Annotated in this window: 23 protein-coding genes and 1 pseudogene; 5 read left to right on the forward strand and 19 right to left on the reverse strand. The window is 64.2% G+C overall.

Annotation, left to right across the window (positions count from 1 at the left end):
• Positions 1 to 3 precede the first annotated feature (3 nt).
• Together kynU and AC27VQ_RS17055 are read left to right on the forward strand one after the other, a co-directional pair.
• Positions 4 to 1,251 (forward strand): kynureninase, encoded by a 1,248-nt coding sequence (gene kynU / locus AC27VQ_RS17050; protein WP_488717197.1) that lies wholly within the window; start codon positions 4 to 6, stop codon positions 1,249 to 1,251.
• 55 nt (positions 1,252 to 1,306) lie between these two features.
• Entirely contained in the window at positions 1,307 to 2,275 is a 969-nt protein-coding gene (locus AC27VQ_RS17055; RefSeq protein ID WP_488717198.1) for a threonine ammonia-lyase, read from the forward strand.
• 3 nt (positions 2,276 to 2,278) lie between these two features.
• Here the strand turns inward: AC27VQ_RS17055 and AC27VQ_RS17060 are convergent, their stop codons facing one another.
• The 7 genes from AC27VQ_RS17060 to AC27VQ_RS17090 form a co-directional block, all read right to left on the reverse strand.
• Entirely contained in the window at positions 2,279 to 2,965 is a 687-nt protein-coding gene (locus AC27VQ_RS17060) for an ABC transporter ATP-binding protein (RefSeq protein ID WP_488717199.1), read from the reverse strand.
• Positions 2,962 to 3,711, reverse strand: a complete 750-nt coding sequence (locus AC27VQ_RS17065; protein WP_488717200.1) for an ABC transporter ATP-binding protein — start codon at positions 3,709 to 3,711, stop codon at positions 2,962 to 2,964. The genes AC27VQ_RS17060 and AC27VQ_RS17065 overlap by 4 nt, the downstream gene beginning before the upstream one ends.
• Positions 3,704 to 4,675, reverse strand: a complete 972-nt coding sequence (locus AC27VQ_RS17070; RefSeq protein ID WP_488717201.1) for a branched-chain amino acid ABC transporter permease — start codon at positions 4,673 to 4,675, stop codon at positions 3,704 to 3,706. The genes AC27VQ_RS17065 and AC27VQ_RS17070 overlap by 8 nt, the downstream gene beginning before the upstream one ends.
• Before the next feature lie 7 nt (positions 4,676 to 4,682).
• Positions 4,683 to 5,603, reverse strand: coding sequence for a branched-chain amino acid ABC transporter permease (locus AC27VQ_RS17075; protein WP_488717202.1), 921 nt, complete (start codon positions 5,601 to 5,603; stop codon positions 4,683 to 4,685).
• A gap of 83 nt (positions 5,604 to 5,686) precedes the next feature.
• Positions 5,687 to 6,823 (reverse strand): ABC transporter substrate-binding protein, encoded by a 1,137-nt coding sequence (locus AC27VQ_RS17080; RefSeq protein ID WP_488717203.1) that lies wholly within the window; start codon positions 6,821 to 6,823, stop codon positions 5,687 to 5,689.
• Positions 6,824 to 6,862: 39 nt separating this feature from the next.
• A complete protein-coding gene (gene kynA / locus AC27VQ_RS17085; protein WP_488717204.1) occupies positions 6,863 to 7,699 on the reverse strand; it encodes a tryptophan 2,3-dioxygenase in 837 nt (278 codons plus the stop codon).
• Positions 7,700 to 9,319, reverse strand: coding sequence for an AMP-binding protein (locus AC27VQ_RS17090; protein WP_488717205.1), 1,620 nt, complete (start codon positions 9,317 to 9,319; stop codon positions 7,700 to 7,702).
• Between AC27VQ_RS17090 and AC27VQ_RS17095 the strand changes: the two genes are divergently transcribed.
• A complete protein-coding gene (locus AC27VQ_RS17095) occupies positions 9,320 to 9,529 on the forward strand; it encodes a hypothetical protein (RefSeq protein WP_488717206.1) in 210 nt (69 codons plus the stop codon).
• An 82-nt stretch (positions 9,530 to 9,611) separates the two neighbouring features.
• Positions 9,612 to 10,442, forward strand: a complete 831-nt coding sequence (locus AC27VQ_RS17100) for an alpha/beta hydrolase (protein WP_488717207.1) — start codon at positions 9,612 to 9,614, stop codon at positions 10,440 to 10,442.
• 42 nt (positions 10,443 to 10,484) lie between these two features.
• On the opposite strand, the gene AC27VQ_RS17105 is transcribed toward AC27VQ_RS17100, so the two are convergent.
• The 12 genes from AC27VQ_RS17105 to AC27VQ_RS17160 form a co-directional block, all read right to left on the reverse strand.
• On the reverse strand, positions 10,485 to 11,927 hold the full coding sequence (locus AC27VQ_RS17105) for an APC family permease (RefSeq protein WP_488717208.1): 1,443 nt from the start codon (positions 11,925 to 11,927) through the stop codon (positions 10,485 to 10,487).
• A 76-nt stretch (positions 11,928 to 12,003) separates the two neighbouring features.
• Positions 12,004 to 12,510 carry a flavin reductase family protein gene (locus tag AC27VQ_RS17110; RefSeq protein WP_488717209.1) on the reverse strand — a complete coding sequence of 169 codons (507 nt, stop codon included), beginning with the start codon at positions 12,508 to 12,510 and terminating at the stop codon, positions 12,004 to 12,006.
• A gap of 4 nt (positions 12,511 to 12,514) precedes the next feature.
• A complete protein-coding gene (locus AC27VQ_RS17115; RefSeq protein WP_421592868.1) occupies positions 12,515 to 13,858 on the reverse strand; it encodes a glutamine synthetase family protein in 1,344 nt (447 codons plus the stop codon).
• 2 nt (positions 13,859 to 13,860) lie between these two features.
• Entirely contained in the window at positions 13,861 to 14,538 is a 678-nt protein-coding gene (locus AC27VQ_RS17120; protein WP_488717210.1) for a TetR/AcrR family transcriptional regulator, read from the reverse strand.
• Positions 14,535 to 15,827 (reverse strand): alpha/beta fold hydrolase, encoded by a 1,293-nt coding sequence (locus AC27VQ_RS17125; protein ID WP_488717211.1) that lies wholly within the window; start codon positions 15,825 to 15,827, stop codon positions 14,535 to 14,537. Before AC27VQ_RS17125 ends, AC27VQ_RS17120 begins: the two co-directional genes overlap by 4 nt.
• A gap of 3 nt (positions 15,828 to 15,830) precedes the next feature.
• Positions 15,831 to 17,141, reverse strand: a complete 1,311-nt coding sequence (locus tag AC27VQ_RS17130) for an acyl-CoA dehydrogenase family protein (protein WP_313523432.1) — start codon at positions 17,139 to 17,141, stop codon at positions 15,831 to 15,833.
• 22 nt (positions 17,142 to 17,163) lie between these two features.
• The gene (locus tag AC27VQ_RS17135) at positions 17,164 to 18,213 is read right to left on the reverse strand and encodes a 2,5-dihydroxypyridine 5,6-dioxygenase NicX family protein (RefSeq protein WP_488717212.1); all 1,050 of its coding nucleotides are present in this window, start codon (positions 18,211 to 18,213) and stop codon (positions 17,164 to 17,166) included.
• A gap of 336 nt (positions 18,214 to 18,549) precedes the next feature.
• Entirely contained in the window at positions 18,550 to 19,581 is a 1,032-nt protein-coding gene (locus AC27VQ_RS17140) for an extracellular solute-binding protein (RefSeq protein WP_488717213.1), read from the reverse strand.
• A 3-nt stretch (positions 19,582 to 19,584) separates the two neighbouring features.
• Positions 19,585 to 20,394, reverse strand: a complete 810-nt coding sequence (locus AC27VQ_RS17145) for an ABC transporter permease (RefSeq protein ID WP_488717214.1) — start codon at positions 20,392 to 20,394, stop codon at positions 19,585 to 19,587.
• Positions 20,387 to 21,322: an ABC transporter permease gene (locus tag AC27VQ_RS17150; protein WP_488717215.1), complete on the reverse strand. Its 936-nt coding sequence runs from the start codon at positions 21,320 to 21,322 to the stop codon at positions 20,387 to 20,389. Before AC27VQ_RS17150 ends, AC27VQ_RS17145 begins: the two co-directional genes overlap by 8 nt.
• A 4-nt stretch (positions 21,323 to 21,326) precedes the next feature.
• On the reverse strand, positions 21,327 to 22,427 hold the full coding sequence (locus AC27VQ_RS17155; protein WP_488717216.1) for an ABC transporter ATP-binding protein: 1,101 nt from the start codon (positions 22,425 to 22,427) through the stop codon (positions 21,327 to 21,329).
• A 316-nt stretch (positions 22,428 to 22,743) separates the two neighbouring features.
• Positions 22,744 to 24,411, reverse strand: a complete 1,668-nt coding sequence (locus AC27VQ_RS17160; protein ID WP_488717217.1) for an amidohydrolase — start codon at positions 24,409 to 24,411, stop codon at positions 22,744 to 22,746.
• Positions 24,412 to 24,767: 356 nt separating this feature from the next.
• Between AC27VQ_RS17160 and AC27VQ_RS17165 the strand changes: the two are divergent.
• Positions 24,768 to 24,989: pseudogene (locus tag AC27VQ_RS17165) on the forward strand (histidine kinase); the annotation flags it as partial.
• Positions 24,990 to 24,996 lie beyond the last annotated feature (7 nt).

The following is a 24,996-nucleotide window of genomic DNA, read 5'->3' on the forward strand; positions in this document are numbered from 1 at the left end:
CCGATGACTGCCATTCCCGACTTCTCCGCCGTCGAGGCCATGGATGCGGCCGATGCGCTCAGCGCCTTCCGCGACCGCTTCATCCTGCCGGATGGTCTGATCTATCTCGACGGCAATTCACTCGGCGTCGCCTCCAAGGCCGCCTTCACCGAATTGCAGCAGGCCGCCACGCAGGAATGGGGTCAGGACCTCATCCGCAGCTGGAACGTTGCTGGCTGGTTCGACATGCCGCTGACGCTGGGCGACCGCGTCGGCCGGCTGATCGGGGCCGCCGCCGGCCAGACCGTCGTCTGCGACACGACCTCGATCAACATCTACAAGGCCCTGCGTGCGGCGATGGCGCTGCGACCTGACCGCTCGGTCATCGTCAGCGAGGGTGCCAGCTTCCCGACGGACCTCTACATGGCCGAAGGCGTGCTCTCGACACGGCCAGGCGGAACGCTGCGCCTCGAGGGCGTCGATGCCAACACCATCGAGGAATTGATCGACGACAGCGTCGCCGTGGTGCTCGTCAACCACGTCAACTACAAGTCCGGCGAACTGCGCGACATGGCGGCGCTGACGAAGAAGGCGCATGACCACGGCGTGCTCGTCATCTGGGACCTTTGCCATACGGCCGGCGCCCTGCCCGTCGATCTCGACGGCGCGAACGTCGATTTCGCCGTTGGCTGCACCTACAAATATCTCAACGGCGGCCCCGGCGCCCCGGCCTTCATCTATGCCGCGACACGCCACCACGGCGATGTCCGCCAGCCGCTCAGCGGCTGGTGGGGCCACGCCCGGCCCTTCGCCTTCGAAAAAAATTATGCGGCCGGCCAGGGCATGCTCCGCTTCCTCTGCGGCACCCAGCCGATTCTGTCGATGCGGGCACTGAAGGGTGCCCTCGACATCTGGGAAGACGTCGATATGGCGGCGCTGCGTGAAAAGAGCCTCGGCCTCACCGACCTCTTCATCGCGCTCGTCGAGGCAAAATGCGCGGCGCATGGCCTGGAACTCGAAAGCCCGCGCGACCGCACCAAGCGCGGCAGCCAGGTCTCGTTCAGCCATCCGCATGCCTACGAGATCATGCAGGCGCTGATCGCCCGCGGCGTCGTCGGCGATTTCCGCGCCCCCTCGACCATGCGTTTCGGCTTCACGCCGCTCTATGTCAGTTATGCCGATGTCTGGAAGGCCGTCGAAATCCTCGAAGACATTCTGGTCACCGGCGCCTGGAAGGATGCCCGTTTCGCCGTGCGTGCGGCCGTGACCTGATTTTTCGGCCGCGGGCGGTCCGAACGCCCGCGGTTCTTCATCCGGGGATTTTGCCATGACCGCACCACACCGCCCCAGCCTCGACGCGATCGCGCAAGCGCGGACACGCATCGCCCCTCACCTCGCCCGCACGCCGCTCGTCAGACTCGATCTCGGCCTGCCCGACCGGCAGATCTTCCTGAAGCTCGAAACCCTCTCGCCGATCGGCGCCTTCAAGCTGCGCCCTGCCCTCAATGCGGTGTTGTCGCGCGATCCGGCAAGCCTTCGCAACGGCGTCGCCGTCACCAGTTCCGGTAACATGGCCTATGGCATGGCCCGGGCGGCGCGGCTTATCGGCGTGCCGATGGTCGCCTACATGTATCGCGGTGCGCCGCAGACCAAGATCGACGGCGTGCGCACACTCGGCGGCGAGGTTCGCTTCATCAGCGCGGAAACCTGGTGGGACTACATCATCGGTGCGGACCGGCCGGATGCGCCGGAACTCCTGATCAATCCGGTAACCGATCAGGCTGTGCTTGACGGCAACGGCTCCATCGGCATGGAGATCGTCGAGGACCTGCCCGAGGTGGACGTGGTGCTGACGCCCTATGGCGGCGGCAGCATGACCACCGGTGTTGCCAGCGCCTTAAAGGCCGCATCCGGACGGGTACGGGTCTTCGCCGTCGAGGACGACAGTGCAGCGCCGGTCACCGCAGCGCTTGCAGCCGGAAAGATCGTGACGATCGAGACCCGTCCCTCCTTCATCAAGAGCATCGGCGGCCCCTCGCTAGTGCCGCAGCTCTGGTCCATCGCGAAGGACCTGATCGACGGCGCCATCGCCGTCAGCCCCGAGGAGGTCACAGAGGCGATGCGCCTGTTGTTCCGCAAGGCCAAGATCGTAGCAGAAGGTGCGGGCGCCGCCTCGCTGGCCGCAGCCATCGCGCGGCCGGATCTCACCGGCAACGTCGTCTGTGTCATCTCCGGCGGCAATATCGATGCGGAAGCCTATTCCACCGTTCTTGCGGGCGGCATTCCGGCTGCCTGAGGGTCAGACGCCGAGATAGCGGTCCTGAAGCTCCGGCGTCAGCGCTGCCGGGGCGCCCTCGAAGACCGTCCTGCCCTTTTCCAGCACGAAGCAGCGGTCGGCCACCGGCAGCAATTCCGAGAGCGTCTTGTCGACGACGAGGATCGACTGGCCAGCGGTTTTCAGCGTGCGGATCGCCGCCCAGATGTCCTGCCGAATGACGGGAGCAAGCCCCTCCGTCGCCTCGTCGAGGATGAGCAGAAGCGGATTGGTCATCAGCGCGCGGCCGATGGCGAGCATCTGCTGTTCGCCGCCCGAGAGCGTGCGGGCATATTGATCGCGCCGCTCGCCGAGGCGGGGGAAAAGATCGACCACCTTTTCGAAGGTCCAGTCGCTGCCACGGGCGGTCGCGACGAGGTTTTCCATCACCGTCAGGTTGGGAAAACAGCGGCGCCCTTCCGGCACAAGTCCGAGGCCGAGTCTCGCGATGCGATGCGGCCGCATGCCGAAGATCGCCTTGCCGCCGAAGCTGATCGCACCGGCGCGCGGGCGTACGAGGCCAATGATCGAATTGATCGTCGTCGTCTTGCCCATGCCGTTGCGGCCCATCAGTGCGACGACTTCGCCCTGGCGTACATCGAGATCGACGCCGAACAGCGCCTGCGAGGCGCCGTAGAAGGTTTCGAGGCCCTTGAGGGAAAGAAGGGTCACGCAGCTTCTCCCAGATAGGCGCGGCGGACCTCGGGATCGCGGCGGATTTCATCGACCGTGCCGGTCGCGATGATGCGGCCATAAACGAGTACCGAGATGCGGTCCGCCAACGCGAAGACGGCGTCCATGTCATGCTCCACCAGGAGCATCGGCGCTTCGTGACGCAAGCCGTCGAGGAACGTGGTCAGTTGCTTGGAACCCTCCGGCCCCATGCCGGCCATCGGCTCGTCGAACAGGAAGGCTTTTGGCTGAAGCGCCAGCGCGATGGCGATTTCGAGCTGGCGGCGTTCGCCGTGAGACAGCTCGGCCGCCGGAATATGGGCGCGGTGGGCAAGGCCGACACGCTCCAGCATGGCCATGGCGGGGTCGATCAGGTTCCTGTCGCTCGTCACCTGCCGGAAGAACCGGAAACTGCTGCTCGCCTTCGCCTGCACCGCCAGCATGACATTGCGCAGCGCGGAGAACTCCTGGGCGAGCGAGGAGATCTGGAAGCTGCGGGCAAGGCCGAGCCGCGCGCGCGCCGCCATGTCGAGGCCGCCGATATCCTGGCCGAGAAAGCGGATCGTGCCACTGTCGGCTTTCAACGCGCCGGCGATCTGGTGGATCAGCGTGCTCTTGCCGGCGCCGTTCGGGCCGATCAGCGCGTGGATCTGGCCGGGATGAAGATCAAGGCTGACACCATCCGTAGCCTTCAGCGCATTAAAGGATTTCCGGAGATCGCGGATTTCGAGAATGGGCTCAGACATGGCGCGGTTTTCCCGAGAGGAGGCCTAAAAACCCGCCGCGCGCGAACAGCACGATACCGAGCAGGATGAGGCCGAGGAAGAACTGCCAGCGCTCGGTGATGCCGCCGAGCACATATTCGAGGCAGACGAAGATCATGGCGCCCGCGACCGGCCCGAACAGCCGCCCCTTGCCGCCGAGAATGATCAACACCATCAGTTCGCCCGACATGTGCCACGACAGCATGGACGGACCGACGAAGCGGTTGAGATCGGCATAAAGCGCGCCGGCAAGGCCGGTGATCATCGCCGACAGCACGAAGGCGACGAGCCGGATCCTGAACGGCGGAATGCCGACGGCGGCAAGGCGCACGCCATTCTGCCGCGCCGCCTGCAAGGCGCTGCCGAAGCGCGAGCCCTCGACGAGACGGAAGATGAGGAGTGTCGCCATCAGCACGGCGAAGCAGATCAGGAAATAGGGCAGCGGCTGCGCGGTGTTGAGGCCGGGAAAGGCGTTTCGCACATAGATCGACAGACCGTCCTCGCCGCCATAGGCGGGCCAGGAGATCGCGAAATAGTAGATCATCTGCGCGAAGGCGAGCGTGATCATGATGAAATAGACGCCCGTGGTGCGCAGGCTGATCGCGCCGATCGGCAGCGCGACGAGGCCGGCCACCGCGATAGCGACCAACCAGATCAGCGGCATGGACGTCGTGCCGGGAATACCGGCGAACAGCGGTTCGGCATTGAAGGCATGGGTTGCCAGAATGCCGGCGGCATAGCCGCCGAGGCCGAAGAAGGCGGCGTGTCCGAAGGAGAGCAGTCCGCCGAGACCGAGCGCCAGATTGAGGCCGACGGCGGCAAGCGCCAGCACGACGACGCGGGTCGCGAGCGTCACATAGAACGGTTCGCCGATACCGGCGGCAATCAGCGGCAGGGCGAGAAGCAGGGCTGCGAGCAGCAGGTTGATGGCGGTTTCGCGGTTCATCGAGCCCTCACGATTGCGCGGCGAACAGGCCGCTCGGCCTGAAGGCAAGGATGAGGGCCATGACGACATAGATCAGCATGGAGGCGAGTGCCGCACCGATGGTGGTGGCCTGCGCGGCGGGCATGGTGAGCGCCAGCAGCGACGGCAGCAGGAAACGCCCCATCGTATCGACCACGCCGACGATGACGGCGCCAACCAGCGCGCCCTTGATCGAGCCGATGCCGCCGATGACGATGACGACGAAGGCGAGGATGAGCACCGGTTCGCCCATGCCGACCTGCACGGATTGCAGCGCGCCGACCAGCGCCCCGGCCAAGCCGGCAAGGGCGGCACCGAGCGCGAAAACGACGGTATAGAGCGTGCTGATATCGACGCCGAGCGCGGCGATCATCTCGCGGTCGGATTCGCCGGCGCGGATGCGCATGCCAAGCCGGGTCTTGGAGATCAGCAGATAGAGACCGACGGCGACGACGATGCCGACGGCGATGATGGCGAGGCGGTAGAGCTGGTATTGCCCGCCGCCCGGCAGCGGCACCGCGCCCTGCAGCAGCTTGGGAATATCGAGATAAAGCGGGAAAGAACCGAACAGCCAGCGCGCACCTTCCGACAGGATCAGGATCAGCGCGAAGGTGGCGAGCACCTGGTCGAGATGGTCGCGGTCATAGAGCCGCCGGATCACCGCAACCTCGATCAGCGCGCCGACGCCAGCGGCCGCAACAAGGCTGGCGATGAGGCCGAGCCAGAAGGAACCGGTGGCGGAGGCGACGACCGCGCAGGCGAAGGCGCCGATCATGTAGAGCGAGCCGTGGGCGAGATTGATCAGGCCCATCACGCCGAAGATCAGCGTCAGGCCGGCGGCCATCAGAAACAGCATCACGCCGAGCTGGAGCCCGTTGAGCAGTTGTTCGATCAGGAGTGCGGTGAACACGGCGTCGGTCCAGGCTTCGGGTCACAGGATGCCCCCGGGCGCCGGCAAAAGCCGGGCACCCGGAGATCAGACGTCAAAAGACCTTAGAGGCCGCACTGTTCGGCGTAGGCGTCCTTGTGCTTTTCGAACGCGGTGGCGATGATCTTGTTGGTCAGCACGTCACCGTCCTTCACCACCTCGCGCACATAGATGTTCTGGATCGGGTGCTGGTTGTTGTTGAAGGTGAAGTCCCCGCGCACGGACTTGAAGTCCGCCGCCTTCAGCGCCGCGCGGAAAGCGTCCTTGTCCTTCACACTCGCCTTGGCCAGTGCCGAGAGGATGAGATTTGCCGTATCCCAGCTCTGCGCGGCATAGACCGACGGCAGGCGGTTATATTCGGCCTTGAAGGCCTTGACGAAGGCCTTGCTCGCCTCGTTGTCGAGGTCCGGCGACCAGCTTGCGGCGTTCTTCACGCCAAGCGCTGCGTCCCCCACGGCCGGCAGAACGTCCTGGTCGAAGGAGAAGGCCGGGCCCATGACCGGGATGCCGACGCCCGACTGGGCATATTGCTTCATGAAGGCAATGCCCATGCCGCCGGGCAGGAAGAAATAGACGGAATCCGCACCCGACGCGCGGATCTGCGCGATCTCGGCGGCATAGTCCGTCTGGCCGACCTGGGTATAGACCTCACCCGACAGCGCGCCCTTGTAGTAGCGCTTGAAGCCGGTCAGCGCGTCCTTGCCGGCGGGATAGTTGGGCGCCAGGATGAAGGTGTTCTTGTAATCCTTGTTGGCGTATTCGCCCATGCCTTCATGGAAATTGTCGTTCTGGTAGGCGACGTTGAAATAGTTCGCATTGCAGTTCGCACCGGCCAGCGCCGAAGGGCCGGCATTCGGCGAGAGATAGATGACGTCCTGCGCCACCGTGTTCGGCACGACGGCCATGGCGAGGTTCGACCAGATAATGCCGGTCATCAGGTCGATCTTGTCGCCCTGGATCATCTTTTCGGCGATCTGCACCGCCAGTTCCGGCTTCTGCGCGTCGTCCTCCACGACGAGCTCGATATCCTTGTTGCCCGACTGCTTGATGGCGAGCTGGAAGGCATCGCGCATGTCGATACCAAGGCCGGCACCGCCGCCGGAAAGCGTGGTGATGACACCGATCTTGACCGGCTCGGCATAGGCGAGGCCGGATGTCGCGAGCGAAAGGCCGAAAAGGCTTGCTGCTAAAATGCGCTTCATGCTGTTCTCCTCATATGTTCAGGTTTTTATCGTTTTCTATCAAAGGTCTGTGCGAACATGCCATAGCTCGGGGAAGAGTTCCACTTCCAGCATCTTCTTCAGGTAGGATGCCCCCGACGTGCCGCCGGTGCCGCGCTTGAACCCGATGATGCGCTCGACGGTCGTGACATGGTTGAAGCGCCAGCGGCGGAAATAGTCCTCGAAATCGACGAGCTTTTCGGCCAGTTCGTAGAGCATCCAGTAGCGCTGCGGATTACGGTAGACGGTCTGCCAGGCGGCGAAGACCTTGTCGTTTTCGGCGCGCGTCTCCCGCCAGTCCTGACGCTCGGCTTCCTCGCCGATGTCGAAACCGTTGCGGGCGAGAAGCCGGATCGCCTCGTCGTAGAGCGAGGGCGCGGCGAGGATCGCCTCCAGCTTTTCCATGAGATCAGGGCGGTGCGCATGCGGGCGCAGCATGGCGAGGTTGCGGTTGCCGGCGAGGAATTCGATCGCCCGGTACTGCCAGGACTGGAAGCCGGAGGACTGGCCGAGGGATTCGCGGAATTCAGTATATTCGCTCGGCGTCATTGTGCGCAGCACGTCCCAGGCGCTGTTCAGCTGCTCGAAAATGCGCGCGACCCGCGTCAGCATCTTGAAGGCCGGCTCCAACCGGTCCTCGCGCACCGCGCGGACGGCCGAGGTGATCTCGTGCAACGCAAGCTTCATCCAGAGCTCGGAAGTCTGGTGCTGGATGATGAACAGCATCTCGTCATGCGCCGTCGAAAGCGGCTCCTGCGCGGTCAACACCTTTTCCAGCATGAGATAGTCGCTGTAGGACATGCGCCCTTCGAACGACATCTGCGCGCCTTCCTTCGAGGGGTCGTAGGGCTTGCTCATCTAGTGCTCCGTGCGCAGGCGGAAACGCTGGATCTTGCCCGTCGCCGTCTTTGGCAAAGCGTCCAGGAACTTGACCGAGCGTGGATATTTGTAGGGGGCGATCAGCGCCTTCACATGATCCTGCAGCCGCTTGACCGTCGCGTCGTCGGGCAGAACGCCGGCCATCAGCACGACATGGGCCTCCACGATCTGGCCACGCTCGCCATCGGGCGCTCCCACCACGGCGCATTCCGCCACGTCGGCATGAGCGATCAGGGCCGCCTCCACTTCCGGGCCGGCGATGTTGTAGCCGGCGCTGACGATCATGTCGTCCGAGCGGGCGGCGAAATGGAAGAAACCGTCTTCGTCCTGAAAGAAGGCATCGCCGGTGAGGTTCCAGCCGTCGCGGACATAGTCGCGCTGGCGGTCATCGGCCATGTAGCGGCAGCCGGTCGGGCCGCGCACGGCAAGACGGCCTACCGTACCGCGCGGCACTTCCTGCATGTCCTCGTCGACGATGCGCGCCTCATAACCGCCGACCGGTTTGCCGGTGGAGGCCGGCTTGCGGTCCTCGAAACGGTTGGAGATGAAGATGTGCAGCATTTCGGTGGCGCCGATGCCGTCGAGGATCGGCTTGCCGGTCTTTTGCGTCCATTCGTCGAAGACGGGGCCGGGCAAGGTCTCGCCGGCGGAGATGGCGACCCGCAGCGACGAGAGGTCGGCGCCGGCATCCATCGCCTTCAGCATGGCGCGGTAGGCGGTGGGCGCGGTGAACGAAATGGTCGCCTTGTAGGTCTCGATGATCTCGACCATCTGCGGCGGCGTCGCCTGTTCGAGCAGCGTCGCGGCGGCACCGAAACGCAGCGGGAAGATGGCAAGGCCGCCGAGGCCGAAGGTGAAGGCGAGCGGCGGCGAGCCGACGAAGACGTCGTGCGGCGTCACGCCGAGTACATCCTTGGCATAGCCGTCGGCAATCATCAGCAGGTCGCGGTGGAAATGCATGGTGGCCTTCGGCACACCCGTCGTGCCCGAGGTGAAGCCGAGCAGCGCCACGTCGTCGCGGCCGGTGTGCACCGCCTCGAAGATCACGGATTTGTCGAGTGCCGCCCGGTCCAGTTCGGCGTCGTGATTGGCGGTGCCGTCGAAGCCGATGACCTGCTTGAGATAACGGCTGTCCTTGGCGCAGGCGATCATCTCGTCCATCAGGCGTGTATCGCAGAGCGCCAGACTGATCTCCGCCTTGTCGACGATCTTGGTGAGTTCGCCGGCGCGCAGCATCGGCATCGTGTTGACGACGACCGCGCCCGCCTTGGTGGCGGCAAGCCAGCAGGCGACCATGGCGGGATTGTTGGCCGAGCGGATGAGGATACGGTTGCCGGGCTTCACGCCGTAATTCTCGACCAGCGCATGGGCCAGCCGGTTCGTCCAGTCGGACAGCTCCTTGTAGGTACGGCGGCGGCCGTTGCCGATGAGGGCGGTGCGGTCGCCGAAACCCTTGGCGACCACTGCATCCGTCAGCTCGACGGCGGCATTGATGCGGTCGGGATAATCGAACCCTTCGAGCAGGAAATCCGGCCATTCCTCCGGCGGCGGCAGGTTGTCGCGGGTGAATGTATCGACGTGAGCGGTCGGTCCAAGCATGTGACGGCTATTCCCCCTGTTCGTGCCGGCCTGCATGGTCAAAGCTGGCCGGTCAACGCGCCGCGCAGAACCGCACAGCCGGGCGAAGCTTCGCCGGACCATATCGTCGCGCGGAAAAAATCATCTGGTGTGATGGGCACAGCGAAGACCTCCACTTCCGCGCTGAACATGAGCCAGCATGGCACCTGTCAAAAATTATTTCAAGCCTAAAGTTTCTCACGTAATGGCATTGCCTTTGTTGCGCATCCGCGCGATTTCTACGCCGCTGACAACACGAGGGAGGAGTGCGGCAATGCTGGAGCACCGGATTTCGGACTGGGACGACGCCTATTCCAACGGCGCGAATATCGCGCGCGGCGATCGCTGGCCGGCCGCCTGGGTGGAGCCCGCCGAAACCTTCCGCACCACGCTGGCCGCTGCCGGCCGCGCGAAACTCGACCTCGCCTATGGCGACAGGCCGCGCAACCGGCTTGATCTCTTCCTCCCGGAAGGCACGCCCAAAGGGCTTGTCGTCTTCGTGCATGGCGGCTTCTGGCTGCAGCTCGACAAGAGTTTCTGGTCGCATCTCGCTGCCGGCAGCGTCGAGAGCGGGTATGCCGTCGCCATGCCGTCCTATACGCTTTGCCCCGAGGTGCGCATCGCCGAGATCGTGAAGGAGATCGCCGCGTCGGTGACGGAGGCGGCACGCCATGTCGAGGGACCGTTGATGCTGACGGGGCATTCGGCCGGCGGGCATCTTGCCAGCCGCATGGTCACGACGACGGCACCGCTCGCACCCGAGGTCCATGAGCGCATCCGCAACGTCGTTTCGATTTCAGGCGTGCACGACCTGCGCCCGATGCTCTCGACCGCCATGAATGCAAGGCTTGCGATCGACGAGGCGGAGGCACTGGCGGAAAGCCCCGCCTTGCTGCGGCCCATGCGGAATGCCCGCATCACCTGCTGGGTGGGCGGCAACGAGCGTTCGGAATTCCTACGGCAGAACGCGCTGCTCGCCAATATCTGGACCGGTCTCGGCGCGACCACGGCTGAAGTCGTCGAGCCGGACAGGCACCATTTCAACGTCATCGACGGCCTTGCCGATGCGCAGCATCCGCTGACGCGCCGGCTTCTGTCCATCTGACGGGATCAGCGGCGCCGGCACGGGCCGGCGCCGCCGAAACGATCAGGCGCGGTTCTGGCCCATGCGGGCATAGGCGGCCGGGTCGGATGCCTTGAGGCGGCTCGCCATCAGGAAGCCGACGATGCCCGCGAGAGGGATCAGCGCCGGCAGGATGATGCCGAGCGAACCGCCGGCGGTCTGGGTGAGATCGCCGAAATTGATGAAGATGTAGACGAAGAGCGCCGCCATCACGAGGCCGGAGACGGCCGGCAGGATGAGCGTCGTCAGCACCGGATTGTCGCCGCCCCGCTTGCGGAAGAAAACGATGACCGAGAGCGAGGTGATCGTCATCATGCCGAGCACGCCGAGCGTGCCGACCTGGCTGATCCAGGTGAACATGTTGAGCACCGGATCGAGCCCGAGGCCGGCAAAGACCGCCAGCACGACAAGCGCCATCACTGTCTGTACCACCGAGCCGACATGCGGGCTCTGATGCGCATCATGCGTGCGGCCGAAGGCGGCCGGCAGCAGGCCCTCACGACCCGCGACATAGCTGTAGCGGGCGATGTAGTTGTGGAAGGCGCTGATCGCCGCAAACAGGCTCGACACCAGAAGCAGACCGGCAATGGCCGGCACCGGGCCGCCGACATAGCTGCCGGCGAGATCGAAGAAGAAGGCGGTCGGATCGGGCAGGGCGCCGATCGTCGGCAGGAGCTTCTCGGCTCCGACGCCGGCAATCATCAGCCAGGTGGTGAAGACGAAGAACAGGCCGATCATCAGCACCGAGAGATAGGTCGCACGCGGAATGGTCTTTTCCGGATCGCGCGCCTCCTCCGCATAGATCGTCGTCGCCTCGAAGCCGATGAAGGAGCCGAGGCAGAACAGGACTGCGGCCGTCAGCGAGCCGGAGAACATGGCCGTCGTGTCGAAGAAATTAAACGAAAGGGTCCCTGCCCCGCCCTTGCCCAAAATGGCGAAATCGACCAGCAGCACGATGAGATATTCGAGCAGTACCAGCACGATCATCACCTTGGCCGAGAGATCGACCTGCCGGTAGCCGAGGATGCCGACGAGGGCGACCGCGATCAGGCTCCAGAGATACCACGGCAGCTCGATGCCGAAGCCGGCGAAGACGCCCGCTGCCACGCCCCCGAGCAGGCCGATCAGGCCGAACTGCATAGCATTGTAGGCGACCACCGCGATGATCGCCACGGCACCGGCCATGCGCCCGCCGAGCCCGCGCGCGGCATAGGCATAGAAGGCGCCGGCATTGGTGACATGGCGCGACATCGCCACGTAGCCGGCCGAGAAGGCCAGCATGATCAGCGTCATCAGAAGGAAGGTTGCGGGAACGCCCGTGCCGTTGCCGAGCAGGAAGGCGATCGGCACCGCACCGGCCACGCCGGTGAGCGGAGCGGCGGCCGAGATGACCATGAAGGTCACGGCGATCAGCCCCAGCGAATTTCTGCGGAGTTGGTTTATCCCCGCCGTCGTCACGTCAGTCATTGGTCTCTCCAGTTTTGTTCCCCATTCGCCGGCTCACCCGACCGGCATGCGCAGCCTCTTTTCGTTTTTATGTGCGCTACGGCAGTTGAACCGCCCGGTGATAGGCCCGGTGGCCGTAGAGCAGAGAGGCCGGCTTTTCCGACAAGCGGACGTTCATGACGCGTCCGATGATGATGTGATGCGTTTCCCAGAGCACCGAGGTCGCGACCTGGCACTGAAAGCTGGCGGTGGCCCCTTCAAGGGAGGGCTGGCCGAGTTCACCTGAAGACCAGGGCGTGCGTTCGAAGCGCTCGGCATGTTCGCCGGCCGAAAGCCGCCCCGCGAAAAGGTCGGAGACCTGGTGCTGGTCCTCGTGGAGGAGGTTGGCGCAGAAGGACCGGTTCTTCAGGATCGCCGCGGCGACCGGGCTCATATGGTGGAGGCAGGCGAGCAGCGAGGGATGGTCGCCATCGGCCGAGACCGATGTGAGGGAACTGATCGTGACGCCGAAGCGTCCCGCCTCGCCATCTGTCGTCACCACGGCGACGAAGGTTGCGGCGCGGCTCATGCCTTCGAGGAATTGCAGGCGAAGTTCCGGTTTCATGGCGCTACCCCAGGTCAAAGAAGCGTTGCAGTTCTACATCGGGTACTTTCTTGCAGAATTCGTCATGCTGGCTCTGGCGGCTCGCGGCAAAGGCCTCGACGAAGCGCTCGCCGAGCCAGTCCTTGGCGAAGGTGGAGTTGCGCAGCCGCTGGATCGCCTCCGGCATGGAGCGGGCGAAATCCGGGCCGGCACCCGCCTGTACATAGCCGTTGCCGATGACTTCAGGCTCCGGCTCGATGCCCTCGACGATGCCGGCGACACCGGCCGCCACAGTCGCTGCGACGGTCAGATAGGGGTTGGTATCAGCGCCCGGCAGACGGTTTTCGACGCGCAGCGAGCCGGCATCATGGCCGACGACGCGGAAGCAGGTCGTGCGGTTCTCGAAGCCCCAGGTCAGGCCGGGCGGCGCGAAGGTGCCGGGCGCGAAGCGACGGTAGGAATTGACTGTCGGCTGGAAGATCAGCGTCATGTCGCCGATATATTTCTGCAGGCCGCCGATGAAGTGGCGGAAGGTCTCTGACATGCCGTTTCTGCCTGCGGGATCGTGGAAGACCTTCCTGCCCTCCCCGTCCGTCAGGCTGACATGGAGGTGGATCGACTGGCTGTCGGCATCCTCCGTCCAGCGCGGCATGAAGGTGACGCATTTGCCCTGGCGCTGCGCCAGGGCGCGCACGAAATTCTTGAGCAGCACGAGCTGGTCGGCGGGCTCGAGGCCCGTGCCGGCGGCAATGCAGGCTTCGAGAAAACCGCCGCCGATCTCCTCATGCATCTTGGCGAGGTCGATCTTCAGCGGCTCGCAGATTTCGGCGAGCGCCTCGTACCACTCCGTCTGCTGCACCTGATAGAGCACGAGATCGTGACTCTTGTGCATGGTCGCGGTCTTGAGATTGCGATAGCCCTTTTCGCGCGCACTTTCCGGCGTCTCGTCGAAAAGCGTATATTCCAGCTCCATGCCGTAGCGCGGCGCATAACCCGCCTCCCCGGCCCGCGCCAGCACCCGCGTCAGAAGCGAGCGCGGGCAAAGCGCCGATGTCGCGCCGCCATAGTTGGAGAGCACCAGCAGGTCGTGGCCCGGCTTTGACCAGGGCAGGCGGCGGACCGTGGAGGGGTCCAGCACCAGCGGGTCGTCGTGGAAATCCGACGTGTCGTCCGAGACGCCGGGAATGTTCAGCACCACGTCGGTGGGATCGAGCGCGAAGGTGACCGGCGACATGCCCATGCCCGCGCGCGCGATGCCGGCGAGCGAGCGCACGGACACCATCTGGCCGCGCAGCAGGCCGTTCGTATCGGTCATGGCGACGGTGGCGAAACGGCTTGCGGGATCGTCGAGATAGGCGTCGAGGGTCATGGTCACTCCGTTTCGGTGGCCGGCGGCGGTGTCAGGGATGAAAGGGTGGCAAGGTCCTTATGCGGCGCCGTGGAATAGGCGCGCAGGAAGACGCGGAGGCCGTTGCGGATATAGCGTTCGATGGTCGCCCGGTCGGGCACGGCATCAGGAATGTGCAGCGCCCTGTTGCGCGGCGCGGAGAGGATGAGGCCCCAGAGGTCTTCCGCCGCCAGCTCGGCATCGTCGAAGACGATCAGGCCCGCCGCGCGCTGGCGCTCCAGATAGGCGATCATGCCGGCGAGCACCCGGTCGGGACCGGACGCCTGGTAGGCGCGGCCGATATCCGGCAGCCGCTGCGCCTCGCCGATGATCAGCCGGGCGAGGTTCAGCATGTCGGGCCGCAGCACGACATCGGCATAGTGCCACGAGAAGGCGTAGAGTTCGGCGACCATGCCGGAGGCCGAGGGATACTCGAAGGATTCGAGCATGTGGTCGCGCTCCTCGGTCATCATGGCCGTGAAGAGCTCGTCCTTGGACGGGAAATACTGGTAGAGCGTCGGCTTGGTCAGCCCAGCCTCGGCGGCGATGTCATCCATCGAGGCGCTGACGAAGCCCTTCTGCGAGAAGACGACGAGGGCGGCGTCGAGAATGCGGCGCTCGCGCAGGATGCGGTTCTGCTGGCGCTTGGGAAGAGCCGTCATGACGCGACCTCCGAGAGGAATTCCGTGAGCACCCGGTTATAGGCCTCGGGCCGCTCGACATTGCAAACATGGCCGGCATCCGCGATCACCTCGAAGCGGACCGAGGCGCGTGGGGCGGCCTTGACGATCCGGCTTGCCACGCCGCGGATTTCGTCCGGGGATGCGAGGCGGTCGTGTTCGCCCGTCATCATCAGCACCGGCATGGTGAGTTTGGCAAAATCGAAACGCTCCGGCGGGTTTGTGAAGCAGGTGAGCGCATCCCGGTAGGTCGAAGCGGGGATCGCCGCCATCGAAGCGAGGAGCGTCTGGCGCACCACCTCCCCGGCATTCGGGCCGGCCAGCACATCGACGACGGCAGGCGCGAAATCGGCCGGTGTCTTGCCGGCATCGAGCGGCACTTCCCGCGCCGTGCGAAAGGCATCGCGCTCCGCGACACCGGCCTCGGACATGCCGGTGCAGCCGCCCGAGAGCACAAGGCCCGCCAACCGCTCGGCATGGCGCATGGCGAAGGAGGTGGCGATCCACGATCCGTAGGAGAGGCCGCAGAGCACGAGTTTTTGAGCGCCCAGCGCATCGGCGACGCTCAGAATGTCGTCGCAATAGTCCTCGACCGTGCTTTGCGATCCGCCGAGGCTGCTTTCGCCATAGCCCCGCAGGTCGAGCGCGGCGACCCGCATGGTCGGCGCAACCGCGCGAAACTGCGCCAGCCAGTTGCTGCGGCCGCCGCCGATGCCATGCAGGAAAAGCACCAGCGGCCCCGGTTTGTGGGGCGAGACGGTCAGCGCGAGTTGCGCGTCGCCGTCGATGAAAAGCGTCCGGAGTGCGGGCGTCTCCTCCTCCGAGATAGCAGGCTTCCCCGGCTGCACATCGCCGACGAGACCATCAAACGCCGCAATTCCCATTTCGAAGATCGCCCGGGTGCCGGCGGCAATCGCGGAGGCGCGTTCGGCGGAGGCGGAAAGTCGTGCCGACCATTCGATCCGGCTGCCGCCGGCCTCGCCGGCAAAGACCTGAAGCCGGGCGTCGTAGCGCTCGACACCGGCAATGCCTTCGAGATGCGTATAGGCGAGCACGCGATCCGTGTCGGAACGATAGGTCAGCTGTTCGCGGTAGAGCGTGTCCTCACCCTTCGTGGTGAAGGCGCGGATCAGCGCGCCGCGCCCATTGCGCTCGGCCCTGATTTCCGCGATCACGGGATGCCAGGCGCCGCAGAAATTGCCGGCGACGGCCCAGACCGCAGCAGGTTCTGCCGCGGAAAACCCGATGACCTGAACCCGCTCCTCCACCATGGCTCAGCGCAGCCCCTTGAGCGTGCCGCCCGTGCCGCGCCACAGCGAGGAGCGCGCACCGCCCTCGTCGCCCGGCGCCTTGTCGAGTTCGTCCATGTCGTAGAGCGTCAGGACGGAGAGATAGTCCTCCATGATCTCGGTCGTATAAGGCAGCATCAGCGCGCCGCAGCGGCTGTCGCGATACATGCGCTCCAGCGGCATGGTCTTGAGCATCGACTGGCCGCCGCAGGTGCGGATGGCGAGCGCCGCGATCTCCTGCACGCCCTCCATGACATTATACTGCGCGGCATACATGCGCATGACCTGCGCCTTGGTCGGAAAACCCTGCGCCTCCATGAAGGCCTGCCACCACAGCGCGCGCATGGCGGCGAGCTGGGTGTACATTTTCCCCACGGTGAGGCGCTTGGTGCCGAACATACGCCGGTCGGCCGGCGGCTGGCCGGGCACTTCGCCGCGCAGATAGGCGACGGTGAAATCGAAGGCGCCCTGCGCCACGCCCATATAAGTCGGCGAGAGCGTCGCCATCATGTGCGGCCAGTGCGGCAGGGTCTTGATGAAGATGCCGCGCGGCATCATCAGATCCTCTTCGGTGACGAAGACATCCTTCAGGATCAGGTCGCGGCTGTTGGTGCCGCGCATGCCGAGCGGATCCCAGCTGCCCGTCACGGAAAGCCCCGGCGCGTCCTTGTGCACGACGAAGATCATCGTGTCCTCGTGGCGCGGCTCGATGCCCTCGAAATGCTCGGTGCAGACGATGGAATAATAGTCGCAATAGCCGGCGAGCGAGGCGAACTTCTTGAAGCCGTTGATCTTCCACCCGCCCTCCACCTTGCGGCAGGCGGTCTGCGCGGGCTTGGAGGTCCAGTTCTGCCCGGCCTCGGAAATCGGCTGCGAATAGATGCCCTGCTCCTTGACGGCGCGGCGGAACTGGCGCTCGCGCAACGGCGCGAAGGCGGCGCGGTCCTCGTCGGTGAGGTTCGGCAGCTCGTACATGAAGCGCGACCACATCATGGAGGAGTTGTGCATGTTGAAGGTGAGCGCGGTGGCGCCGCAATATTTGCCGATCTCCGCGCCGACCATGGCATATTCGCCGAGGCTGAAGCCGTGGCCGCCGAACTCCTTCGGCACCGTCAGGGTCAGAAAGCCCTCGGCGGCGAGATCCCTGTAGTTCTCGACCGGGAAGGACGCCTCGTCGTCGACGCTTTTGGCGCGCGGGGCGAAACGCTCGCGGCCGAGTTCGTTGATCCTTGTGAGCACATCGAGCACTTCGGGCCGGATGCGGGAGAGGTCATAATAGTCTGCAGGTTCGCTCATGAGCAGTCCTTCTCAAATCCGGTCAGAGGGCGAGGTCACCCTGGAGACGGCCTTCCTTCACCACCACGCGGCCATCGAGCGTGATCGTGCATTTGCGCATCGGCAGGTCGAAATGCCCCTCGGTGAAGCGGCCGGCATATTGGTTGGCGCCCGTCGACCAGAGGAAGTTGCCGGCCCAGGCGCGGAACTCGACCGCCTGCATGTCGCGCTTGTCATAGAGCGCGCCGGAGACCCAGCGGGCGGCGGGGTTCATGCCCCAGCCGACATGGGAGAAACCGTAGGCCAGCGGGTCCTCCCAGGCTTCCATATAGTCGCGGAACAGCTCGGCATCCAAACCGTCGCCTTTGATTTCCTTGACGAAATCGTTCTCGACGGTGAAGTCGATACGGCTCGTCAGGTAGCTCTTGAAGGTCAGGTTCATATCGCCGACATCCATGACGATGCGGCCGTTGACGGTGTTCGGACCCGGGAAGGCCAGGCACAGGCCGCCCGGCCAGTGCGCCACCGCACCCGGCGTCGTGCCGAAGCCCGGCGTGCCGCCGCAGGGTGCATCGCGCAGGTCGATGACGAGATCGGTGCCCGCAGCCGAGGTCACGCGCATTTCCTTCGCCTCGCGCAGCATCTGGATGCCGAGCGCCACCTTTGGGCCGAGTTCGGCCTTGGGCTCGCAGCGTTCGAGGATTTCGGGATGCTCGTTGCAGACGACGAGGATGCGCGCGCCGGCCTCTTCGATTTCAGGCCATTCGGCGGCATGGATCATGCCCTCCACCGTGCAATCGACGATGATCTCGCACTGCTTCATGGCCTCGATCGCCGCGCGGTTGCCCTGGATGGCGAGCGAGGTGCCGGTCGATTTGACCGGAACGGGCGCCGTCTGGCGCGGGGTGGGCATGGTGATCATGCAGTAATCAGCGCCGAGATCGTGGCAGGCGAGATCGGCAAGCTGCACCAGCACCGGCCGCGACTGCGTCTCCGCTACGATCGCCACCCGCGTTCCCAAGCCAATTCCATTGAGCACGAAGACCCGTCGGAAGCAGGCAAGCCACTTCCCTTCAATGCGCTCCTGCAGCATTGAACCCTCCCGATTTTGGATCGCCCCTCAGCGATTTCTTTACTTATGAGTTAAGAATTGTTTGAAGTCTGAAGTTTTGTCAAGTGCTAATTCCGGGCGCGCGAATGCACCGGAGCCGTCCTCTGTACCGGCGTTGAAAATCTTTTATTTTCAGACTGTTAAATCAAGGATGCGCATCAGGAAGGCAGCCTCGGCGGCCAGGAGCGCCAAAGATTTCGGATGTCGTCGCGGACGATCCATCCGGCGGCAGGCGATGCAAACCCGCGGCCATCAGCCGGTAAAATCCGGCGGGAGCCCCGGCCGCACCCATGCAGGCGCGGCCGGGATTGTCTCCGCTTACTTCATCAGATCGGTCCAGATCTTCGTGTAGAGCTGCTGGACTTCCGGCGAGCAGGCAAGGTTGAATTTGCCCGCAGACTTGAACTCCTCGGGAATCTTGACTTCCGGCGCGTCCTTCATGTCGGCGGGCATGAACTCTTCGGAACCCTTGATGCCGTTGCCGTAGCGGGCGAAGGCGGAGATCATGGCGGCGTTTTGCGGGTCCATGACGAAGTTCATGAAGAGTTTTGCGTTCTCGACATTCTTTGCATCCTTGATGATGCCGAGATTGTCCATCCAGACCGGATAGCCTTCCTTCGGATAGCCGTAGACGAGATCGGGATTCTGCAGGCGGGCGCGGAAGGCGGCGCCGCTCCAGTCCGTGCCGCCGGCAAAGTCGCCCTTCACCAGCTGTTCGATGGTGCCGTAGTCGACGGACAGCCATTTCGGCTTGGCGGCGACCAGCACGTCGCGGGCCTTCTTGAGCACGGCGAGGTCGTTCGTGCAGGGCTCTCCGCCGACATAGCGGATGGCGAGGAACATGGTGTCGGACATTTCCGGCACGACGTTCAACTTGTTCTGCAGTTCGGCCGGCGGATCGAGGAAGATGGCCGAGGTGTTCGGATCGCCCTTGTAGATGGACTTGTTGACGATCACGCCCGTCGTACCCCACTGCCACGGAACGGTGTAGTGGCGGCCCGGATCGAAGGCGACGTCGATCCAGCGCTCGTCGACATTCTTGAAGTTCTCCATCTGGTCGGGGCGCGCTTCGAGCAGCAGGCCCTCGTCGATCCAGATCTTCAGAACGTTGGCGGACGGCACGACCATGTCGAAGCCGTGGCCGCCCTGGCGGATCTTCGCCAGCGCCGTATCGTTGGAATCGTAGTCCGTCACGGTGACCTTGACGTCATATTCCTTCTCGAACTTCTTGATGAGCTCGGGGTTGGTGTAGTTGCCCCAGTTGAAGATGTTGAGCTCGCCGGCGGCATGGGCGGCGGTGGAGCCGAGGAGCGCAAGGCCGAGAGCGGCGAGGCCTAAAGTACGGGTCATGGATCAATCCTTTTTACGGCTGATGAAGAAGAAGAGGGTGACGATGGCGATGGAGAGCAGCAGGAACACCGTCGAAATCGCATTCATCTCGGGTGTCACCACGCGGCGCAGCTGGCCGAGCATATAGGTCGGAAGCGTGTCCTGCCCGCCGGATTTGACGAATTCCGTGATGACGACGTCATCAAGAGAAATAACGAAGGCAAGCATCAGGCCGGCAAGGATGCCCGGCCAGAGCAAGGGCAGCGTCACCCGGCGGAAGGCCCTGAACGGCGTCGCATAGAGATCGGCGGCCGCCGTTTCCAGCGAGAGGTCCATGGTCTCCAGCCGTGCGCGGATCGGCAGATAGGCGAAGGGAATGCAGAAGGCCGTGTGCGCGGCGATCAGGTAGCCGAGGCCGGAATAGCCGGTCGCCATCTTGATGCGCGAGAAGAAGATCAGCAGCGCCACGGCGACGACGATTTCCGGCACCATCAGCGGCATGTTGATGAAGGCGTATTTCGCATTGAGCCCGCGATATTTGCGCGTGCGCGTGGTGGCGATGGCGGCCATGGTGGCGGCGACCGTCGCGATGACGGCGGCGACCGCGGCGATCTGCACGGAGCGGATCGAGGCCTCCACCACCTTGTCGTTGTTCCATGCCGCCGCAAACCAGCGCAGCGACAGGCCTTCCCAGGTGGCGATCGACGCGCCGTCGTTGAACGAGAGGACGACGAGGGCGGCAATCGGCAGATAGAGCAGGAAGAAGCAGACGACCGCAATCGTCGGGAAGCCGGCCTGGCGGCGAACGTCGAAGACGCCTGATGTCTCAGCCATGGTTGTGTCCTCCCTGGTTTCCGGCAAACCGCACCTGCACCATCAGCGCGATCATGACGATGGCGAGCAGCGCCATGGAGAGCGAGGCGCCGAGCGGCCAGTTGCGGCCCTGGCCGAATTGCAGCTCGATCAGGTTGCCGAGCATCATCTTGCTGCCGCCGCCCAGCATGCGCGGGGTGACGTAGGAGCCGAGCGAGGGGATGAAGACGAGGATGGAGCCGGCGATCACGCCGGGCTTCACCAGCGGCAGGATGATGCGCTTCAGCACGCGCCAGCGGCTGGCATAGAGATCGTAGCCAGCCTCGACGAGGCGGAAATCGACCTTTTCCAGGCTCGCATAGAGCGGCAGCACCATCAGCGGAAAGAACACATAGGTCATGCCGAGCAGGATGGCGAAGTCGGTGTACATCATCTGGATCGGTGCGGAGATCACGCCGATCTTCATGAGCAGCGTGTTGATCATGCCCTCGTTGCGAATGAGCTCCTGGATCGCGAAGGTGCGGATGAGGAGATTCGTCCAGAACGGGATGGTGATGAGGAAAAGCCAGATTTCGCGCGTGCGCTCGGAGCGCGTGGCGATGAAATAGGCGGTGGGGAAGCCGAGCAGCAGCGTCGTGACCGTGGTCATGAGCGACAGCCAGACGGAGCGCCAGAAGATCGACAGATGCGCATCGGCAATCGACCAGGTGCCGTCGAAAATATCCTTTTCGAAGAGCACGGCGATCCACGCGTCGGGCGAGAAGGTCCAGACGACGTCGCCATAGCTGCCAGGCATCAGGAAGGAATAGACGAAGACGATGGCGAGCGGCCCGATGGCCGCCAGCGCAATGATGAGAAGGGCCGGCGTCGAAAGGAGCCAGCGGTTGCGGATATCCTGCGCCTCGACCCGGCGCGCGGCTTCGCTTGCTGTGCTGGTGACAGTGCTCATCGGGTCAATCCTTTAGCACCTGGGCCGCGCCCGTCTCCAGCACGATGCCGACCACATCGCCTTCGGCAAAAGCCGCGCCCTGTTCGAGGCTGTTCTGGCGGCGCACGCAGAAACGGTCGCCGCTTTCCAGCGCGACGTGGAAATGCGTGTCGGTGCCGACATAGACCACACTCGACAGCTTGCCGGTGAGATGCGCGCCTTCAGGATTGGCGACGATGGCGGCGTGTTCCGGCCGCGTGACCACGGTGACCTTGCCGGCGGGCGAAAAGCCCTCGGGCAGGCGGGCGGAGACGCGCGTGCCGCCGGGCAGCACGACATCCGCCTTGCCGTCCGCGACCGACAAGACGTCGGCCTTCAAGAAATTCGTCTCGCCGATGAATTCGGCGACGAAACGTTCGGCCGGCCGATCGTAGATATCGCGCGGGCCGCCGACCTGAAGGATCTTGCCTGCCGACATGACGGCGATGCGGTCCGACATGGTCAACGCTTCCTCCTGGTCATGGGTGACGAAGATGAAGGTGATGCCGGTCTCGGTCTGCAGGCGCTTCAGCTCGATCTGCATGTCCTTGCGCAGCTTGTAGTCGAGGGCGGACAGCGGCTCGTCGAGCAGCAGCACCTTCGGCTGCGGGGCAAGCGCGCGGGCGAGCGCCACACGCTGCTGCTGGCCACCGGAAATCTGCGCCGTCTTGCGGTCCCTCAGATGCCCCATCTTGACGAGCGCCAGCATCTCCTCGACGCGCTTGGCGATCTCGGCCTTGGGGCGGTCGAGCATTTCGAGGCCGAAGGCGATGTTTTCGCCGACCGTCATATGCGGGAAGAGCGCGTAGTTCTGGAACACCGTGTTGACAGGCCGCTTGAACGGCGGCAGCGCGGCGATGTTCTGGCCGTAGAGCCTGATCTCGCCATCCGTCGGATAGGTGAAACCGGCGATCATGCGCAGCAGCGTGGTCTTGCCGCAGCCGGACGGGCCGAGCAGCGTGAAGAACTCGTTCTCGCGGATATCGACGCTGACATGATCCAGGGCCTTGAACGGGCTGTCGCCCGTGCCGAAAACCTTGCTGACATCGCAGACTTCAATGGCACTCTTATGCGTCCGATCCGGCACTATCGATGGTCCTCCCGTTGGGCCGCACGGAGCGGCTATCCCTGTCAAATGCGTACGGCTTGCCAGCCCGCGGCCGAGGCTGCGGGCTGGCCCACGCTGCTTTTCCTGATGCGCCGCCCCGGAATGTCCGTGGCCGCGCTCCTGCTGCGGCCGACATTGTCTGTGTTGCCACCCATTCCTCCGCTCGCGTATCTCGCAGGCTCGCTCATTAATACATCAGTGAAATATCACTGCAATGCAAGATCGTCAACATGCGCATTTCAGTCGCGGCTTCTTTTGCCGCGCGTCTTCGTTTCCGCTTTCCGGTGATTTGACCTCAGGCTGCGTAGGTGATCCGGCCGCCGCAGATCGTCATCTTGGGGCGGATCTTGTCGATGCTCTCGGGCGCGACGGCCTCGATGTCCTCGTCGAGAATGACGAGGTCGGCGAAGTAGCCTGGCTTCAGCATGCCCTTGCGGTCTTCGGCGAATTCCGCATAGGCGCTGCCGATCGTATAGGCGGCGATGGCATCGTGCAGGCTGACGGAATGGTCCGGATCACCGTCCTGCCAGACTTTGCGCGTCACGGCGGCGTGGATGCCGGCGATGGGGTCGATCGGCGAAACCGGCCAGTCGGAGGAGAAGGCAATCGCTGCCCCCGTCTCCTTGATGCGGCGCCAGGCATAGGCGAGATACCGCCGCTTTTCGCCGATGCGCGAAAGGGTCGGTTCGAGCGGAAAGCACATGCCGCCGGGCGGATGCGGCGGCTGCATGGAGGCGATGACGCCAAGCGCGGCAAAGCGCGGTATATCCTCTTCGGTGATCAATTCGACATGCTCGACGCGGTGGCGGCTGTCGCGCACGCCATTCGCCTTCTGCGCCGCCTCGTAGCCATTGAGCACGCGGCGCACCGCGCCGTCGCCAATCGAATGCACGGCGATCTGCAACCCGCGGCGGTCGATCTCGGTGGCGAGTTCCGAAAACTCCTCATTGCTGAAATAGGGTTCGCCATGCCAGTCCGGCCGATCGGCATAGGGCTCGACGAGAAAGGCCGTGCCGGATTCCAGCACGCCGTCCATGAACACCTTGACCATGCCCGAGGATACCCAGTCGCCGCGATAGCGCCGGTCCATCTCGCTCGCCTTTTCCAGATCGGCAAGCGTCATCGGCTTCTTGAAGTGGAACGGCACCTGGCCGCGCACGGTGATCGTGCCGTCCTTCTCCAGCGCGTCCAGCAGCTGGAGCTGGTAGAGATTGCCGTCCATATTGTGGAACGAGGTGATGCCGTGTTTGGCGGCATGGGCGAGGCCCGCGCGCATGATCTCCTTGTCGGCCTCCCATTCGGCCGCCGTCGGCGCCGGGTCGGGCTCGCCGCCGGTCTCGATGCCGAGATGGCTTCGGTTCGCGCCTGCGAGATGCAGCACGGGTGCCATGGCCTCCCCTTCCCGCAATTCGCCCGTCGCAAGGCCATCCGGCCCCATGACGACCTCGTTGCCCGGATTGACCGCCTTGCCCTTGAGGATGCCGGCCATGTCCAACGCCTTGGTATTGGCCCATGCGGTGTGATGGTCGGCGGCGACGATGACGACAGGACGATCGGCGACGATGCGATCGATGTGGTGACGGGTCAGCGTCTCGCTTTCGGAAATGATCGTATAGCCGGCGCCATGCGCCCTGAGGAGCGCATCTTTCGGCCGGGCGGCGGCATGCGCCGAAAGGCTCGCCTTCAGCGCCTCGAAGCCCTCGATATCGCCGACCTGCAGATGCGGCAGCTCCTCGGCGCCGCCGAACATATGGAGATGGCTTTCGATAAAGCCCGGCAGCACCGAAGTGCGGCCAGCGTCGATCACCCGCGTGGTCTCGCCCTTCAGCGCCAGAACCGCGTCCACGCCGCCGACGGCGACGATCCGGCCGCCGGAAAGTGCAATCGCCTCGGCACGCGGATTGGCGTCATCCATGGTCAGGATGCGCGCATTGGTGACAATCAGATCAGCGGTTACAGGCATGCAAATCTCCTCCTCTTGCTACGCCAGCGTCCATCGATCAGGCATCGATTTCGCCACGACCTTTGACGCAGGCGTACAGGTGAAGGAATACGCCAAAAGGCTAGGATGAGGTCTCATTCAAATCCAGGCGACGACACGGCGTTACTCTCATCGAGATCGGGACGATCGTCGATGTCACGGGCGACCCAGCCGTTACGCTCGACATAGCAACGACCATGCCGATTAAGTGTAACGCCTGTTCAGGTTCGATATGATATGGTGTTTCAGAACGTAGGCATGAGGATTTGCATCCGGCGACGTTCCTGCCGAGTGATGGCTCGTGCCCCGCGAGTTTTCGGTCCTCGAGGGCCATTTCCATGTCCAACAAACCGATCGTCCATTTCGAAGCGGCAAGTATCCTTGCCGTGGTGGTTTCATCGAACGAGTCGCTGCTTTTCCTCTCCAAAGACCAGACGGTCATTGCAGCGAGCACATCGTTCTGCCGGACCTTCGAAATCGATCCGGCGACAATTCCCGGCAGACCACTCGGTTCGCTCGGAAGTGGCGAATGGGCAATGCCCAAGCTCGCCTCACTTCTACCTGTCA

It is taken from the genome of Shinella sp. 20P9.1.1, assembly GCF_057798995.1.